At 63.7% G+C, this 15,272-nt stretch carries 15 protein-coding genes and 1 other RNA gene; 6 read left to right on the top strand and 10 right to left on the bottom strand.

All coding sequences use genetic code 11. The annotated features are described in order from the left end of the window. The first annotated feature begins 141 nt into the window (after positions 1–141). Positions 142–915 (top strand): precorrin-6A synthase (deacetylating), encoded by a 774-nt coding sequence (gene cobF / locus BQ8794_RS31380; RefSeq protein ID WP_077383282.1) that lies wholly within the window; start codon positions 142–144, stop codon positions 913–915. Positions 916–1,043: 128 nt separating this feature from the next. Here the strand turns inward: cobF and BQ8794_RS31375 are convergent, their stop codons facing one another. The 7 genes from BQ8794_RS31375 to BQ8794_RS35885 form a co-directional block, all read right to left on the bottom strand. Next, a complete protein-coding gene (locus tag BQ8794_RS31375) occupies positions 1,044–1,385 on the bottom strand; it encodes a winged helix-turn-helix domain-containing protein (protein ID WP_023798788.1) in 342 nt (113 codons plus the stop codon). A gap of 87 nt (positions 1,386–1,472) precedes the next feature. After that, on the bottom strand, positions 1,473–2,585 hold the full coding sequence (modC, locus tag BQ8794_RS31370; RefSeq protein WP_077383279.1) for a molybdenum ABC transporter ATP-binding protein: 1,113 nt from the start codon (positions 2,583–2,585) through the stop codon (positions 1,473–1,475). After that, entirely contained in the window at positions 2,582–3,286 is a 705-nt protein-coding gene (gene modB, locus BQ8794_RS31365; RefSeq protein ID WP_077383276.1) for a molybdate ABC transporter permease subunit, read from the bottom strand. The genes modC and modB overlap by 4 nt, the downstream gene beginning before the upstream one ends. 13 nt (positions 3,287–3,299) lie before the next feature. Next, positions 3,300–4,094, bottom strand: coding sequence for a molybdate ABC transporter substrate-binding protein (gene modA / locus BQ8794_RS31360; RefSeq protein ID WP_174654564.1), 795 nt, complete (start codon positions 4,092–4,094; stop codon positions 3,300–3,302). 291 nt (positions 4,095–4,385) lie between these two features. Continuing rightward, positions 4,386–5,180, bottom strand: a complete 795-nt coding sequence (locus tag BQ8794_RS31355) for a thymidylate synthase (protein WP_077383273.1) — start codon at positions 5,178–5,180, stop codon at positions 4,386–4,388. A gap of 267 nt (positions 5,181–5,447) precedes the next feature. After that, positions 5,448–5,759, bottom strand: coding sequence for a DUF2853 family protein (locus BQ8794_RS31350; protein ID WP_077383271.1), 312 nt, complete (start codon positions 5,757–5,759; stop codon positions 5,448–5,450). Then, on the bottom strand, positions 5,759–5,938 hold the full coding sequence (locus tag BQ8794_RS35885) for a hypothetical protein (protein WP_167378907.1): 180 nt from the start codon (positions 5,936–5,938) through the stop codon (positions 5,759–5,761). The genes BQ8794_RS31350 and BQ8794_RS35885 overlap by 1 nt, the downstream gene beginning before the upstream one ends. Between BQ8794_RS35885 and ssrA the strand changes: the two genes are divergently transcribed. Then, positions 5,929–6,285, top strand: a transfer-messenger RNA (tmRNA) gene (ssrA, locus tag BQ8794_RS31345). The genes BQ8794_RS35885 and ssrA overlap by 10 nt on opposite strands. A gap of 140 nt (positions 6,286–6,425) precedes the next feature. On the opposite strand, the gene BQ8794_RS31340 is transcribed toward ssrA, so the two are convergent. After that, positions 6,426–7,631, bottom strand: coding sequence for a multidrug effflux MFS transporter (locus BQ8794_RS31340; RefSeq protein WP_077383268.1), 1,206 nt, complete (start codon positions 7,629–7,631; stop codon positions 6,426–6,428). A 160-nt stretch (positions 7,632–7,791) separates the two neighbouring features. On the opposite strand from BQ8794_RS31340, the gene BQ8794_RS31335 reads away from it, so the two are divergent. The 4 genes from BQ8794_RS31335 to BQ8794_RS31320 all read left to right on the top strand — a co-directional run bounded on the left by BQ8794_RS31335 (position 7,792) and on the right by BQ8794_RS31320 (position 9,644). Continuing rightward, complete coding sequence (locus BQ8794_RS31335; protein WP_077383265.1) at positions 7,792–8,481, top strand: TetR/AcrR family transcriptional regulator; 690 nt, start codon at positions 7,792–7,794, stop codon at positions 8,479–8,481. A gap of 118 nt (positions 8,482–8,599) precedes the next feature. Next, positions 8,600–9,133, top strand: a complete 534-nt coding sequence (locus BQ8794_RS31330) for an SspB family protein (protein WP_077383545.1) — start codon at positions 8,600–8,602, stop codon at positions 9,131–9,133. A gap of 17 nt (positions 9,134–9,150) precedes the next feature. After that, positions 9,151–9,396, top strand: a complete 246-nt coding sequence (locus BQ8794_RS31325; RefSeq protein ID WP_077383544.1) for a DUF4169 family protein — start codon at positions 9,151–9,153, stop codon at positions 9,394–9,396. 20 nt (positions 9,397–9,416) lie between these two features. Beyond that, complete coding sequence (locus BQ8794_RS31320) at positions 9,417–9,644, top strand: ribbon-helix-helix domain-containing protein (protein ID WP_077383262.1); 228 nt, start codon at positions 9,417–9,419, stop codon at positions 9,642–9,644. Between the two features lie 20 nt (positions 9,645–9,664). Here the strand turns inward: BQ8794_RS31320 and BQ8794_RS31315 are convergent, their stop codons facing one another. After that, positions 9,665–13,693, bottom strand: coding sequence for an AsmA family protein (locus tag BQ8794_RS31315; RefSeq protein ID WP_077383259.1), 4,029 nt, complete (start codon positions 13,691–13,693; stop codon positions 9,665–9,667). A gap of 94 nt (positions 13,694–13,787) precedes the next feature. Continuing rightward, positions 13,788–15,200, bottom strand: coding sequence for an FAD-binding oxidoreductase (locus BQ8794_RS31310; RefSeq protein ID WP_077383257.1), 1,413 nt, complete (start codon positions 15,198–15,200; stop codon positions 13,788–13,790). Positions 15,201–15,272 lie beyond the last annotated feature (72 nt).

Below are 15,272 nucleotides of genomic sequence, written 5' to 3'. Positions count from 1 at the left end.
ACTTTGTGCGTCCAAGTGGACGCACGTCGCTCTAGACGTTTCAATGTGGAGTTTCAAAGCCCTTCCGCGCTTGCGCACATGCCATGCCGACCTGCCGGGCCAGTCTGGACAGTGACGTTCCGATCGGGCAGGAGTTCGCCCATGCGCAAGCTTCTCGTCATCGGCATCGGCGCCGGCAATCCCGACCACATGACCGTGCAGGCGGTCGACGGCTTGAACCGCGCCGACGTGCTGTTCATTCCCGACAAGGGTGCCAGGAAGAGCGATCTCGCAGAACTGCGCCGCCATATCTGCGATCGATTCGTCACCAATCCAAACTCGCGCCGGGTCGAATTCGACGTGCCGGTGCGGGCCGAGCCAGCGCCCTCCTATCGCTCGACCGTCGATGACTGGCACGAGGCGATCGCCGCGATCTATGAAAGCCTGATCCGCGACGAGCTTTCGCAAGATGGCTGCGGCGCCTTCCTGATCTGGGGCGATCCCTCGCTCTACGACAGCGCGCTGCGCATCCTGGAGCGGGTGCGCATGAGAGGCAATGTCGAGTTCGAGCTCGAGGTGATCCCCGGCATCACTGCCGTCCAGGCGCTCGCCGCCAGCCATAAGATTGCGCTGAACCGCATCGGCGATGCGGTTCAGATCACCACCGGCCGCCGGCTCACCGAGGAAGGCTTGCCCGACAATGCCGGCAGCACCGTCGTCATGCTGGACGGCAAGTGCGCCTTCAACACGCTGGACGACAACGACCTCCTCATCCACTGGGGCGCTTATCTCGGCACGCCCGACGAGATCCTCATTTCCGGCCGCCTTGGCGACGTCGGCGACGAGATCGTCAGGACCCGCGACGAGGCGCGTCGGAAAAAAGGCTGGATCATGGACACTTATCTGCTGCGCAAACCCGGCGAGCCGGAGGAGTAGGCATGTCGCGCAAAAGTGCGCAGCGGTTTTGCGATAACGACATGCATAAAAAAGAACCTAAAGCGCGTCACATGAATCCGTTCAAATGCGACGCGCTTTAGGTTCGGCCGATACAGGTTCCACCAGCCTCACCCGGCATCGATCTCCGCCTGTAAAGCTTCCAGATGCGCCGCCGCCGCGGAAGCCGCAGCCCGTTCGATGGCGCGAAAGCGGCTGACCACCGCAAGCCCCGCCGGCGTCAACTGGGCGCCGCCGCCCTTTTTGCCACCGGTCTGCGCCGCGACCAGCGGCTTGCCGAACACCCGGTTCATGTCCTCGACCAGATCCCAGGCGTGTTTGTAGGACATTTCCATGCCGCGCGCCGCCGCCGAGATCGAGCCGAAGGCGGCAATCTGCTCCAGAAGCTCGATCTTGCCCGGCCCGATGCGCCCTTCTGGATCGAGGTTTATCCGCAAGCTCAGCGACGGCATTTGCTCCTCCGCAGTCCCGCCATCCATCCTAGATGCTCTCCGGCGCTACCGCTATTCCAAAATGATATAGCGACAATCATCCGCCGGTCATCCGTCCGCCTCGACTGGCAGGCCGGCGCTCATATTCGCCGGGTCGAAGCTAACCGTCTTGACCACCGCGTAGACCTCTCGACCAAGCCGGAGTTTCAGCGTCTGTCGCGATTGCTCGGTGATCCGGGCAAGCACGGTTGCTCCATGGCAGTCGATGCCGATCTCGACTGCGGGACCTTCGCCCGGCGCCATCGTCACGATCGTGCCCTGCAAGATGTTGAGCGCGCTGAGACCCGTCGGCTGTTCGGTGGCGATCATCACATCGCGGGCACGGATGCGAATGCGCATCGGCGCACCGACCGGCACTGCCAGAAGCGGCACTCGGATCTCGCCCGCCACCGAGCCGAGCACGGTCATGCCAAAGACATCGTCGTGGCGCAGCACCGCGGTATCCAGTACTGCGCCGCCCTCGCCGCGCTCCTCCGCCGGCAACAGGTCGAGCCGCTGCATGATCGCCCCGGTCGGGCCGCAAGCAGCGACTTTGCCTTGCGCCAGCACAACGACGTTGCTTGCCAGCCGCGCGACCTCTGAGACCGAATGGCTGACATAGACGATCGGGATTTTCGTCTCGTCGCGCAGCCGCTCGATGTAAGGCAGGATTTCTGCCTTGCGGGCCTCGTCGAGCGAAGCCAGCGGCTCGTCCATCAGCAACAGTTTCGGGCTGGCGAGCAGCGCCCGGCCGATCGCCACGCGCTGTTTCTCGCCGCCGGAAAGCTTTGCCGGCCGCCGGTCGAGCAAAGGACCGATGCCGAGCAGGTCGACAACGGCACTGATGTCCGCATAGCGTTCCGCCGTCGGCGTGAACCAGCGGCCGTAGCGCAGATTGCTGGCCACGCTCATATGCGGAAACAGCCGCGCGTCCTGGAACACCATGCCGATGCGGCGCTTGTGCTTCGGCACGAACCGACCCGCATCCGTATCGACCAGCACACGGCCGTCGGCCTCGATCCGCCCCTTGTCCGGCCGGATCAGTCCGGCAATCATGTTGATCAGCGTCGTCTTGCCGGAGCCCGAGGGTCCGAACAGCGCGGTCAGCCGCCCGGCGCTCTCGAAGCGGGCGTCGACCTCGAAGTCGCCAAGCCGATGGCTGATGTCGACCACGACCGTCATTCGATATCCATCCGCCTGCCGACGCGCCGCGCCAGCACCTCCGATGCGACAAGTGCTGCCATCGAGATGACGATCGAGATCAGCGTCAGCCTGAACGCGCCGGCATCGCCGCCCGGCACCTGCGTGAACGTGTAGATCGCCGACGGCAGCGTCTGCGTCTGGTTGGGGATGTTGGAAACGAAAGTGATCGTTGCGCCGAATTCGCCCATCGCTTTGGCGAACGACAAGATCGCGCCGGTAATCAGGCCGGGCAGGATCAGCGGCAACGTGATCGTCGCGAACACCCACAGCGGATTGGCGCCAAGCGTCCCGGCCGCCGCCTCGATTCTGCGGTCGACTGCCTCGATCGACAGCCGGATCGCCCGCACCATCAGGGGAAAGCCCATGACAGCGCAGGCCAATGCGGCACCCGTCCAGCGAAAGGAGAAGACAATGCCGAAATGCTCGGCCAGGAACGCTCCGACCGGGCCGCGCCTGCCGAAGGAGAGCAGCAGCAGATAGCCGATAACCACCGGCGGCAGGATCAACGGAAGATGCACCAGCCCGTTGAGCAGCGTCTTGCCCCAGAATTGGCCACGGGCAAGCACAAGCGCGATCAATATGCCGGGCGGCAGGCTGGCGACCATCGCCACTGTCGCCACCTTGATCGACAGCCGGACCGCGTTCCATTCGTCGGGAGTGAGGTCCAGCAGCCAATTCATCTTCTGGCGTGCCTCAGTTGCTCGGCGTGAGGACCGTAAAACCTTGCGCCTTGAAGAGTTCGCCTGCCTTGGCGGATAGCAGGCATTTCAGGAATGCCGGCGCATCCTTGTCCTTCGAATCCGCGATCTGGGCAACCGGGTAGACGATCGGCGGGTGCGAATCCTGCGGGAAGGTGCCGATCACTTTGACGCCGGGCTCGGCATGCGCGTCGGTGGCGTAGACGATGCCGAGCGCTGCCTCACCTGTGGAGACGAGCTTGAGCGCGGCGCGCACGTTCTCGGCCTGTGCCAACTTGCCTTCGACCGAGGACCAGACGCCGAGCGATTCAAGCGCCGCCTTGCCATATTTGCCGGCCGGCACCGCCTTGAAATCGCCCATCGCAAGCCTGCCGTCACCGATCAGCCCGGCAAGATCAAAACCCTTTTCGATCCTGGTTTCGACCGTCGAACCCTCCGGCGCCACCAGCACGATCTGGTTGCCGAGCAACTTCACCTCGGAACCCGGCTTGGTCAGCTTCTTGTCGGACAGATAGTTCATCCAGTCGCGGTCGGCCGAGATGAAGACATCGGCTGGCGCGCCGCCCTCGATCTGCTTGGCCAATGCGGAGCTTGCCGCATAGGAAATGATCGCCGCCTCGCCGACATCGGCGGCGCAGGCGGTATTCACTGCATCCAGTACGTTCTTCATGCTTGCGGCGGCAAAGACGATCAGCCTGTCATCCGCATGGGTAACCGGCATGGCCGCGATCAATATCGCAAGACCGCCAATGGCGACCGCCTTCAATCCGAAACCTTTGCGCACCAGCATGAAACTCTCCTGGACTTTGAAATCCGATCGGCGCGACCCTGCCAGTCGATATATCCGCCTGAATATAACAAGGGAAGGCTTTTTGCCAGACTCAGCCCGATAGCCCGCCGACGGCATTGCATGACACCGCCACCGCTCGCGATCAATTGGGGTGGATACAGCGCAACGTTGCAGGCCGATGCCGCGGGTCAAAGCATCGAGATGTCGCGGTCGGCATTGACGGGAGGACGGCGCAGCGCCGCAGCCGAGCGATTTCGAGACTGGGTGGGTAAAGGGCCCGATTTTTGCGGCTCACACCGCGATGGGCGCCTTGATCGTCGCATCGGCGAGGTAGTTTTCCAGCCGGAAATCTTCGAAGCGGAAGGCAAAAAGGTCCTTCACCTCCGGATTGATCCAAAGCGTCGGCAACGCCTTGGGCGTGCGCTGCAACTGTTCGCGCGCCTGCTCGAAATGGTTTGCATAAAGATGCGCATCGCCCAGCGTATGGACGAAATCGCCAGGCTTCAGCCCCGTCACCTGCGCCACCATCAAGGTGAGCAGCGCATAGGAAGCGATGTTGAACGGCACGCCGAGAAAGATATCGGCGGAACGTTGGTAGAGCTGGCAGGATAGCCTGCCTTCCGAGACATAGAACTGGAAAAGGCAATGACAGGGTGGCAGCGCCATGGCTTCCACTTCGGCCGGGTTCCACGCCGAAACGATCAGCCGTCGGGAATTAGGATTCTTGCGTATCTCCTTCAAGAGATTGGCAATCTGGTCGATGGTGCCGCCATGGCCGTCCGGCCAGGAGCGCCATTGCTTGCCGTAGACCGGGCCGAGGTCGCCATTCTCGTCGGCCCATTCGTCCCAGATCGAGACGCCGTGGTCGTTGAGATATTTGATATTGGTGTCGCCGGCCAGGAACCACAGAAGTTCATGCACGATCGACTTCAGGTGAAGCTTCTTGGTGGTGGTGACCGGAAAGCCGCGCGCGAGGTCGAAGCGCATCTGGTAGCCGAACACCGAGCGCGTTCCGGTGCCGGTGCGGTCACCGCGATCGGCGCCGTTTTCCAGCACGTGCTTCAAGAGGTCGAGATACTGGCGCATCGGCTTCTGCTCGATTCGGGTTACCGGCGATCATATCCGACTGGCTGCCGGCCGAACATACCATAACGGCACCAGCGTCGCTTTCCCCCACCGGACGTTCGCGCCGCCCCTCATTGCCCTGCCGGGCATTTCTCCCCGTATAGTGACGGGGAGAAAAGAGCTGCCCGCAACGGCGGTGCCTCTCCTGCAACGCTAGTGATTGGCCGTGCGATTTCAACCTGAAGCGATTGCCCTGCCGCGTCACATCCGCAAATTGACATGCGATCCTCAGAGGCTGGCGAGCTTGCCCAGATCCTTGGCGACCAGGTAATAAAAGGTCACGCGGCTCTTGGTGTTGTCGGCCTCCATCGCCTTGCAGGTCTTTTCGATGGCCGCGTCCGCCTTGCCGCCGTCGGCGATGCCGAGCTTTTTGGCAACCCAGTTGGCCTTGACGCGACCGAGTTCGTCGGGGTCCGTGCAGGAGACCAGCGAGGAATCACGATTCCTGAGCGCAATGCCCAAATGCTTCACGATCTTGGCGACGGCGTCGGCATCCGCCGCGGCGTCGTACTTCTTCACGTCTGCGAGATAATCGGCCATCAAATTCTCCCCTCGTCGGCGCCATGGATCCAGTCGATGAGGCTGTGGCGCGCTGCCGCAAAGTATGCGCCAATCGGCAACTCCTCACCGCCGCAAAGCTTCGGTTGAGAGCGTTGACAAGTCAAGCCTTTGGCGATGCTGTTTGACACAGCAGACAAAGCATCATTGAGGCCTTTCATTTTCCACGATCCGTCCCTATATCTGTTTCGTCGGCTCGACCGACTATGGCGATAAACAGGCGATGAAATAAGCCGTTCGGACCCGGGGGCGGTACCCGGCGCCTCCACCAAAAACCGCTCTGCGAAGAGCGGCTTTTGCTGGGGGCGAAATAGGATCGACGAAGGTGTAAAGATCGTACTTTTGCCCGGCATTGTACCACCGTTATCGGGCTGAACTTATAGTTGCCAACGACAACTATGCGGAAGCACGTCTCGCCGCGTAAGCGGTGCGACAGCTTCAATTCAAGCCCTAGTGGTTCGCACTTCTAGGCGGGGTTCGGAGGTACCTGGCAACAGAAACCTCCACTTCTCACGCTTCGATTCCGACTTCCCCTCCGATTCCCCATCTCCCCCTCGGATATTGTGACGGCAGCAGGCTGCTGGCCGCGCCCAGACATGAAAAAGGCCGGGACTGACCGGCCTTGTTCATGCTCTCGCTGGAAAGCATCTATTCCGCCGGCGCCTCAACAACCTGCCGTCCACGGCCGAGCGTCACCTTGGTCAGCGTGAAGGAGATCACCGCGCAAAGCATGATGCCGGCCACCATAGGCAGCGGCGTGCCGTCGAAGAACACCCCGGCGATGCCCATGGCGACCGCGCCGATGGCGAAGTGCAGGGTGCCCATCAGCGCCGAGGCCGTGCCGGCGATCGCGCCATGCTCCTCCATGGCCAGCACCGAAGTCGTCGGGATCACCAGGCCGAGGAACCCGTACCCGACGAACAGCAGCGCCGCCATGACGTCGAGCCGGTCGACGCCGGACGCCATCACCGCGAACAGCACCACCATCGTCGTCGCATAGCCGACCACCGCGACCCGCACCACCGGCCTCAGCCCGAACCTTTCGGACAGCATCCCCGTCAGTTGCGACATGCCGATGAAGGCGACCGCGTTGATCGAGAAGAACACGCTGTAGACCGACGGCGACAGCCCGTAGTGTTCTATCAGGATGAAGGACGAGCTCGACAGATAGACGAAGAAGCTCGCCAGCCCGAAGCCGCCGATGGCCGCCAGGCCAAGGAAGTTGCGGTCGCCCATCAGGAAGCGGTAGGCCGACAGCGCGGTGCCGAACGAACTGCCTGCACGCGCCTCGACCGGCCGCGTCTCCTTCAGCGAGGTCGCCAGCAGGATGGCGGCGAGCATCGCCCCACCCGTCACCGTCCAGAACACGGCACGCCAGCCGAAATTCTCGATAATGACGCTGCCGGTCAGCGGCGCCAGGATCGGCGACACCGAAAACACCAGCATCAAGAGTGACATCAGCTTGGCAGCTTCGGTGCCGGTGTGCAGGTCACGCACGATGGCGCGCGGCACCGCCATGCCTGCACTGGCGCCGAGCCCTTGCAGGAAACGGAAGGCGATCAGCCATTCGACCGAGGGCGCCAGCGCCGAGCCGATGCCGCCGACCATGAACAGGGCGAGGCCGCCATAGAGCGGCAGCTTGCGCCCAACCATGTCGGAGATCGGTCCGACGACGATCTGGCCAAAACCCATGGACAGAAAGAAGATCAGCAAGCTCATCTGCACGGCAGCGGTGCTGGCCTGCAGATCGGCACCGATCGAAGGCAGCGCCGGAAGATACATGTCGATGGCGAACGGACCGATGGCCGACAACAGGCCGAGCACAACCGCGATGCGGAGGAATTGGGGATTCATGATAGCGGGCTTCTTTCAATCTGGTTTGCCGACCGGCGTGTAATCCTGGGACGTCCCATTCCGTGGAATTCCGACTTCCTGCGGAGGGAATTCCTCTAAGGTTAAGTCCATAAATTTAGACACTCTTGTCTAATTCGTCAATCACCTCTATATAGTTTTCATGAAGCACGACGTTCCTCCTGACAGCATCCCGCCACGCGGCCATGAGGCAAAGCGCGCCTCCATCATGGACGCTGCCGGCGAGGTGTTCTGCCGCGAAAGCTTCGCCGGCGCCAATATCGACATGATTGCCGCCGAGGCCGGCGTTTCGCGCCAGACGATCTACAATCACCATGGCGACAAGGAGAAACTCTTCGTCGCCATCGTCCGCGACCTCACCGAGCGCTGCAATGCCGGTATCTTCGCCACCATTTCCACCTTTCCCGACCAGCCGAAGGATCTCGAGGCCGATCTGATCGCCTTCGCCGTGCGCATGACCCGCAACTGCATCTGCAACCGCGACGGAAAATTCCTGCGCAAGCTGATCCAGACCGAGGGCGAGCGCTATCCCGAGCTGTTTGCCGAATGGCGCGAACAGGGACCGGGCAGGACATGGCCGGCGATCGCCGCCCGTTTCGCCCGCCTCGCCCATGCCGGTTTCCTCGACATCGAGGACCCCGATGTCGCGGCGCGCCAGTTCCAGGCCCTCGCCAATGCCGAATTGCAGACGACCTTCATGCTCGGCGGCACGCCGACCGATGATGAAGTGCTGCAATCCGCGACACATGGCGTGCGCACCTTCCTGCGCGCCTTCGCTAAGCGGCAGCCGGCGGCCGATGCGCAAAAGCACAGCGCGCTCGCTGGCGCCTGAGCGATCAAATCTGAGGCATGCCCTCTCGCATCTGGCCTGCCGGCATCTATATCCGGTTTACGCCGCGCTCAAGCTTGATTACAGCTATGCGGACGATTCAACGGAACCCGACAGCGACATGGCCGACGACCACATTCGCTACGACATTCTGGCCCAGGAGGCATTGCGCGGCGTTATGCGCAAGGTCTTGGCCGAAGTCGCGCGCACCGGCCTCCCCGGCAACCATCATTTCTTCATCACTTTCCTGACCGGCGCCCCCGGCGTGCGCGTGTCTTCCCGCTTGCGCGAGCGCTATCCCGAACAGATGACCATCGTCATCCAGTTCCAGTATTGGGACCTGAAGGTGACCGACACCGGCTTCGAGGTCGGGCTGTCTTTCTCCGACGTGCCGGAAAAGCTGGAAATCCCGTTCTCGGCCGTGCGCGGCTTTTACGACCCGTCCGTCAATTTCGAGCTGGAATTCGACGTGAAGACGGAAATCTCGGCAGAAGGGGAATTGGCCGGCAAGCCCGCTTCCGAACCGCTGGCCGTCGTCGCCGAGAAAAAGCCTGAGAAGAAGAAGACCGCTGAGGCCGAAAAGAAGCCTGCCGCAGCCGACGCCGCCGCCAAGGGCGCCGAAGTGGTGTCGCTCGACGCCTTCCGCAAGAAGTGACCGACGGGCCGCGCGACATGGCCGACATCGTCAACCTCCGCCAGGCCCGCAAGCGGAAGGCACGAGCCGAGCAGGAGCGCCTGGCCGAACAGAACCGGGCGCTGCACGGCCGCTCCAAGGCCGACCGGGAGCGTGACCGTTCGATCTCCGACAAGGCAGAAAAATTCGTCGCCGGCCATCGCCGCGAAACCTCGGGCGATGCGGATTCCCCAGGTGTCAGGCCGAAAAATGCGGCGGGTTCTTCGGATAAGTCCGATGCCTGAAGTGAAATGAGTCAGGTCCGGTGAGCCCGGTCGAGAAACGCTCGGTGACCATTCGCGGCCATCGCACCAGCTATTCGCTCGAAAAGCCGTTTTTCGACGATCTCGTCGCCATCGCTGCCGCACGCAAACTGACTCTCGCCGCCCTCGTCGCCGAAATCGACGAGGCCCGGCCGCGCGATGCCAACCTGTCCTCGGCGCTCAGGCTCTACGTCCTGGAATGGGCGAAGCGAGGGATGAAACCGGTCTAGCCCGGATGTCTAGGTAGGCGCTATCCGCCGCCCAGCGACTTCAGCAGATTGTCGATCGACGAAGGTTCAAGCGTGGGTTTTGGCGCGGACTCTGCTGGCCCCGGGTTGACATTGACCGGTGACTGACGCGCCCGCTCGATTTTCTGCGCCTGCTCAGCGGCAGCCCTGCGCTCGGCGTCGAGCTTTGCCTTTTGTTCCGCAGCGATCCGCCTCGCCTCTTCCGTCCGCCTTGCCTCTTCCGCTTTCCGGCGTCGCTGTTCTTCGGCCTTCGCTGCCTCGTCCGCCGCTTGTTGCGCCGCCCTGGCTCTCGCTTCGGCATCCGCCTTAGCCTTGGCCTCGGCATCCGCCTTGGCTCTGACCTCGTCTTCAGCCTTCGCCTGCGCCTCGGCCTTGGCTTTAGCCTCGGCTTCAGCCCTCGCCTGCGCATCCGCCTTGGCCTTCGCCTCCGCTTCGGCTTTAGCCTTTGCCTCGGCTTCGGCTTTCGCCCTGGCATCTGCCTCGGCTTTCAGCCGCGCCGCCTCCTGCTGCTTGCGCAATTCTTCGGCTGCCCTGTCGCGCTCGGCTTGCAGGGCCGCGTAGTAACGCACTTCGCGCCGCAACCGCTGTTTTTCAAGCAGCGCCGCCTGCATCGCCTCGACCCGCTGCTGCTCCTTTTCCAGCGCGCGCTGGGTCAGGAACTGCGCCAGCGGCTCACTGTCGAATCGCCGCTTCGCGGCGCCGAACGGCCCGTCGACGCTGAAACTCACGGTCGGATCGGAGCCGACCAGCGCTTCGTCGCCGGGCCGATAAGTGATCGAACCACTGGCAGCGACCATGCTGGCCTTCAGGTCCGCCGTGATGTCGGCGGACAGCGTCGCCGCCGGATTTTCAAGATTGACCGGCGGCGCCCTCAGCGTTCCACCGGCGATCGTGAAGGCGATGTCGGCATCCCCAGCCGGAAAACTGCCGTCCGCGGCGATCTGCGGCGCAAAGCCGGCGGTCTTGGCCGCGTCGATATCGCGCCCAATGGCGTCGGCCTTGGCGATGAAGGCGCCAAAGGCGTCGGGATTGACGCCGGCAATGGTCAGGCCTTTCAGCGCCGCCGTGCCGGAACCGGACAGCGCCGCAACCATCGCATCGACCGATTTGCCACTGGTCGAGAGCGCCGCCGAGAAAGCGCCGGTTCCGCTGATGCCAGTCTCTGGCAGCACCGTGGCCAGATCGGCGCCGGCAAGTTTCAGCTGGCCGGAGAAAAGCCCGGTGCCGTCATTGTTCTTCAGCTCGAACAGTCCGGAAAGCGCACCGCCGGCGAACTTTGCCTTGAGGTCCGAAACGCGGATGCCTTCCTGGTCGAGCTTCAGCGAAAGTGCCGCGTCATAGGCCGCGGCCAACGGGCCGGCGACCAGCGACGCCGTGGTCAGCTCGAGTTCGGCGGTGAACGGCAGGCTGGCCTTCTGGCTGAACGGGGCAGTCGGCCAAGCCCTGCCGGCGCCCAGAAAGGCCTGGTCGCCAAACACTGCCACCGCCATCGGGTCGAGATCCAGCTCATCGAGCGCCAGCGCGCCGGCAAGATGCGGCAGCCCGTCCTTGACGTCGACATTGAGGTCACCGGAAACTGCCGCCTCGTTGATGGCGCCGCTGAGGCCGGACAGCACCAGAAGGCCGTTGCCGAAGTCGGCGTCGGCCGCGAGCCACGTCGACATGCCTGTCCCCAGGCCCGGCAGGCCGATGCCTGTCGTCATCAGCCACGGCTCGATGTCGGCGGCTTCCAGGCTGACCTTGCCCTTGGCGGTGGCGCCTTGTGGCGTGCTGGCGATCGTCCCGTCGAAACCGGCTTTGAAGTCGTCGCCGGTCAGGTTGAAGCTCGTCGCCATGCCGCCGCCAAGCGTGCCTTTCGCCGAAACTTCGGTGGTCGCCTCGCCAACCATGCCGAGCGGCAGCGCCGGCAGGCCGTAAAGCGCCAGAAGCGCGGTGGCGTCGGTATTCCTGGCGTTGAAGGTCACCGACACCGGCGCCTCGAGAAGCCGATCGGCCAGTCCCTTGCCGGACAGCGATGCTGAAAACGCCGAGCCGCCTGCCCTGCCTTGCGCGCTGACCGCCAGTCCCGTCGTGCCGTCGCCATTGGCGGCGGCACTTGTCACCAGATCGATGCGCGCATTCTGGAACAGCTCGGGATAGGCGGCCACACGCCCCGCCAGCCCCTTCAGCACGGCATTGCCGGGATAGTGCTTCGCCGCGACGTCGACCAACGGCTTGAGATCGACGGCAACCACCGAGGCATCGAGCTTGCCGGTCGGGCTCGCTGGGAAATCCTTGATCCGGCCGGTGGCGCTGATCGAGGCGCCGGCAAGCCCGCCAACCGAGAGCCGGTCGATTTCGAGCAGACCGTCGCGCAGCCTGAGCGCCGTATCGACCGTATCGGCGGTCAGTCCGCCGGCTCTGACCGGCCCGGCCTTGATCTGGAAATCGAGGTCGCGGTCGGAAAAACGGTTGGCGCCCTTGTCACTGATGAAGATCGAGGCGAAGGCGGCGAGCCCGTCGACGTCGAGCTCGCCGCCGTCGAGCCGCATCAGCACCGACGGCCTGGCGTCTTCGCCCTGGCTGGAATCGATGCGGCCGGAAAATTTCGCCTTGCCGAGAACGAGCTCGAGGTCGCTGAAGGCCTGGCGGTTCCCGGTCAGGTCAACCTTGGCCTTGAAGCCGGCGGCCGGAAGCCGGCGGATCGCCTCGTCGACATCCTTCGACAGCCAGGCGGCGAAGCCGGAAGGCTGCCCCACGGCCAGAAGCAGCGAACCGCTGAAGCCGAACTGATCCTCGAGGCTGAGCATGCCGTTTGCTTCCAGCCTGGCGCGGCCCGGGAGCGTCGCGCCCAGCGACTTCACCGACCAGCCGGCATCGGCCGGCTCGGCCGAAAGGCGCACGTCACGAACCGTCGTGTCGCCGGCCACCACTGCCGGCAGCTTCACCTCGACGCTCCCCGGTATGGTCGGCTTGGGCAGGGCGAGCAGCGCCTGCTCCAGCGCCGCGACGCGCTCGGATAGCGTCAGTCCGGTCGCTGCGCCGACGGCTTCATCGAACTGCACCTGAGCGCCATCGGCCTCGATCGAAAAGCGAGGGTTCGGCCCAAGGTCGACGGCAGCCTTGCCGTCGGCGGTGTAGGGATTGTCGAGTGGCCCGGTCTCGAAGCGGAATTCCTCGACACCAAGCTTCCGGTGGTCGAGCGAGAACTTGCCGTTCAGCCTGAACCCCGGCTCCGGCTTGGCCGCGCTGGCCTTCATCATCTCACCGTCGGTGCCGTCAAGCTGCGCCAAACGCTTGTCGGCGCCATTCTTGTCAGAACTTGTGACCTTGAACTGGCCCGAATAGATCGCGGCCCCGTCGACAATGCCGGCATTGCCATCCGCTTCGATGACCAGCGGATAGGCGTCTGGATCGGCCTTGAGCCTGAGCCGCAACTGTCCGTCGCCACTAGCCTTGCCGGTGGAGACGACGACCGTGCTGCGCAGGCCGTCGAGCCGCAGCGAACCATCCATCCGCCAGGGTCCGGCCAGCGATCTGGCAGAGATTGTCGAATTGATCTCGGAAAGAAGGTGGCTGCGGCCGCCGGCGGCATGGCGTAGCGCGATCTCTCCGTCCGTCACCGTCAGCTTCTCGATCGAGATCTGGCTGGGATCGAAGGGCGATGACGGGCGTATCGCCCAGTCGATTGTGCCATCGGCGGCAATGTCGATCGTCGCCTTCGGCCGCACCAGCCGCATGTCGAAGATCAGCACCTCGCCGCTCAGGAAGGGCGCCAGTTCGGCATCCATCGAAAAGGTCTCGACGGTCATTGCCGGCTGGCCGCGGGGGCCGCCGGCGACAGTGACATTCGAGAAGGTCACCGAGGGAAACGGCAGCAGTTTCGCCGTTGCATCGCCCTGAACGGTGACCTTGCGGCCCAGAATGGCGCTCGCCTCGCGCTCGAAATCGGCCCGATAGCCCGTCCAGTCGATAAAATACGGCACCACCAGCGCCGCACACAGCACCAGCACGAAAAAGCCACCGAAGATCACGAACAGGCGTGCGAGCATCAACCCCCAAGCAGTTGATTGAAAATCAGCCGCACTCTACCCGCATCAGCGTGTCTATAAAGAGGCAAATCGATCGCCCCAGGAGCAAAAGGCTCTAGTCGGCCGGCAGTATCTTCCCAGGGTTCATAATGTTCTGCGGATCGAGCGCCTGCTTGATCGTGCGCATGATGTCGACACTGTGGCCGAGTTCATGGCGCAGGAAGCCGATCTTGCCTTGTCCGATGCCGTGCTCGCCGGTGCAGGTTCCATCCATGCCGATCGCCCGCATGTTCAGCCGCGCGACAAACTCTTCCGTCTGCTCGATTTCCTTCGGATCGTCCGCGTCCATCAGCACCAGCACGTGGAAATTGCCGTCGCCGGCATGGCCGACGATCGGCGCGATCAACCCCATCTCGGCGATGTCGGCCTCGGTTTGCGTGACGCATTCGGCAAAGCGCGAGATCGGTACGCAGACGTCGGTCGACAGCCCCTTGGCGCCCGGCCGCAGCGTCAGCGACGACCAATAGGCGTCGTGCCTGGCCTTCCACAGCTTCGTCCGTTCCTCGGCGACGCTGGTCCACAGGAATGGTCCGCCGCCATATTCTTCGGCGATCGTGCCGAAGGTTTCGGCCTGCTCGGCAACGCCGGCATCACTGCCATGGAATTCGACGAACAGGCACGGGCTCTCGGGATAGTCGAGTTTCGAATAGCTCTTCATCGCCCGCATCTGCAGCGCATTGACCAGTTCGATGCGCGCCACCGGAATGCCCATCTGGATTGTCGCGATCACCGCGTTGCAGGCCGCCTCGACGCTTGGAAACGGACAGACGCCGCCGGAAATCGCCTGCGGAATGCCCTGCAGCTTGAGCGTCAGCTGGGTGATGATGCCGAGCGTGCCTTCGGAGCCTATCAGGAGCCGCGTCAGATCGTAGCCGGCCGAGCTCTTTTTTGCGCGCTTTCCGGTCGTCACCGTCTCGCCGTCGGCCATTACCGCCGTCAGCGACAACACATTCTCGCGCATCGTGCCGTAGCGCACCGCGTTGGTGCCCGACGCCCGCGTCGCCGCCATGCCGCCGAGCGACGCATTGGCGCCCGGATCGATCGGAAAGAACAGGCCGGTGTCGCGCAGGTGCCGGTTGAGATCCTCGCGCGTCACACCGGGCTCGACCGTGCAGTCGAGATCCTGCGGGTTGACCGCGAGGATGCGGTTCATCCGCGACGTATCGACAGAAATGCCGCCGCCCGGCGCGTTGGTATGGCCCTCCAGCGAGGAGCCGACGCCGAAGGCGATCACCGGCACGCGGTGCGCGGCGCATGCCGACACGATCTCCTGCACCTCCGCCGTCGTCTCTGGAAATGCCACGCCGTCCGGCGCCTGGGTCGGAATGTAGGTGGTGGTATGCGCGTGCTGGGCGCGGATCGCCTGCCCGGTCTGGAACCGCTCGCCGAGCCGCTGCTTGAGGATGCCGAGCACCGCAGCGATGCCTCCTTCGTTGCGCTCGACCGGATTGAGGTCGCTCAGAGCCATCTATTCCTCCGCGAATGGACCAGTGTCCACCCTTGTTATGGACTTATGGATGCCTATCGCATCGGCCCGAAA

The sequence above is a fragment of the Mesorhizobium prunaredense genome (genome assembly GCF_900156895.1).
Classification (GTDB): Bacteria; Pseudomonadota; Alphaproteobacteria; order Rhizobiales; family Rhizobiaceae; genus Mesorhizobium; species Mesorhizobium prunaredense.
This window is presented reverse-complemented; position numbering and strand designations above follow the sequence as displayed.

Bases quoted from the DNA above. Each gene is read 5' to 3' on its own strand.
- cobF (WP_077383282.1), top strand. From the start codon at position 142: ATGCGCAAGCTTCTCGTCATCGGCATCGGCGCCGGCAATCCCGACCAC.
- BQ8794_RS31375 (WP_023798788.1), bottom strand. From the start codon at position 1,385: ATGCCGTCGCTGAGCTTGCGGATAAACCTCGATCCAGAAGGGCGCATC.
- modC (WP_077383279.1), bottom strand. From the start codon at position 2,585: ATGACGGTCGTGGTCGACATCAGCCATCGGCTTGGCGACTTCGAGGTC.
- modB (WP_077383276.1), bottom strand. From the start codon at position 3,286: ATGAATTGGCTGCTGGACCTCACTCCCGACGAATGGAACGCGGTCCGG.
- modA (WP_174654564.1), bottom strand. From the start codon at position 4,094: ATGCTGGTGCGCAAAGGTTTCGGATTGAAGGCGGTCGCCATTGGCGGT.
- BQ8794_RS31355 (WP_077383273.1), bottom strand. From the start codon at position 5,180: ATGCGCCAGTATCTCGACCTCTTGAAGCACGTGCTGGAAAACGGCGCC.
- BQ8794_RS31350 (WP_077383271.1), bottom strand. From the start codon at position 5,759: ATGGCCGATTATCTCGCAGACGTGAAGAAGTACGACGCCGCGGCGGAT.
- BQ8794_RS35885 (WP_167378907.1), bottom strand. From the start codon at position 5,938: ATGAAAGGCCTCAATGATGCTTTGTCTGCTGTGTCAAACAGCATCGCC.
- BQ8794_RS31340 (WP_077383268.1), bottom strand. From the start codon at position 7,631: ATGAATCCCCAATTCCTCCGCATCGCGGTTGTGCTCGGCCTGTTGTCG.
- BQ8794_RS31335 (WP_077383265.1), top strand. From the start codon at position 7,792: ATGAAGCACGACGTTCCTCCTGACAGCATCCCGCCACGCGGCCATGAG.
- BQ8794_RS31330 (WP_077383545.1), top strand. From the start codon at position 8,600: ATGGCCGACGACCACATTCGCTACGACATTCTGGCCCAGGAGGCATTG.
- BQ8794_RS31325 (WP_077383544.1), top strand. From the start codon at position 9,151: ATGGCCGACATCGTCAACCTCCGCCAGGCCCGCAAGCGGAAGGCACGA.
- BQ8794_RS31315 (WP_077383259.1), bottom strand. From the start codon at position 13,693: ATGCTCGCACGCCTGTTCGTGATCTTCGGTGGCTTTTTCGTGCTGGTG.
- BQ8794_RS31310 (WP_077383257.1), bottom strand. From the start codon at position 15,200: ATGGCTCTGAGCGACCTCAATCCGGTCGAGCGCAACGAAGGAGGCATC.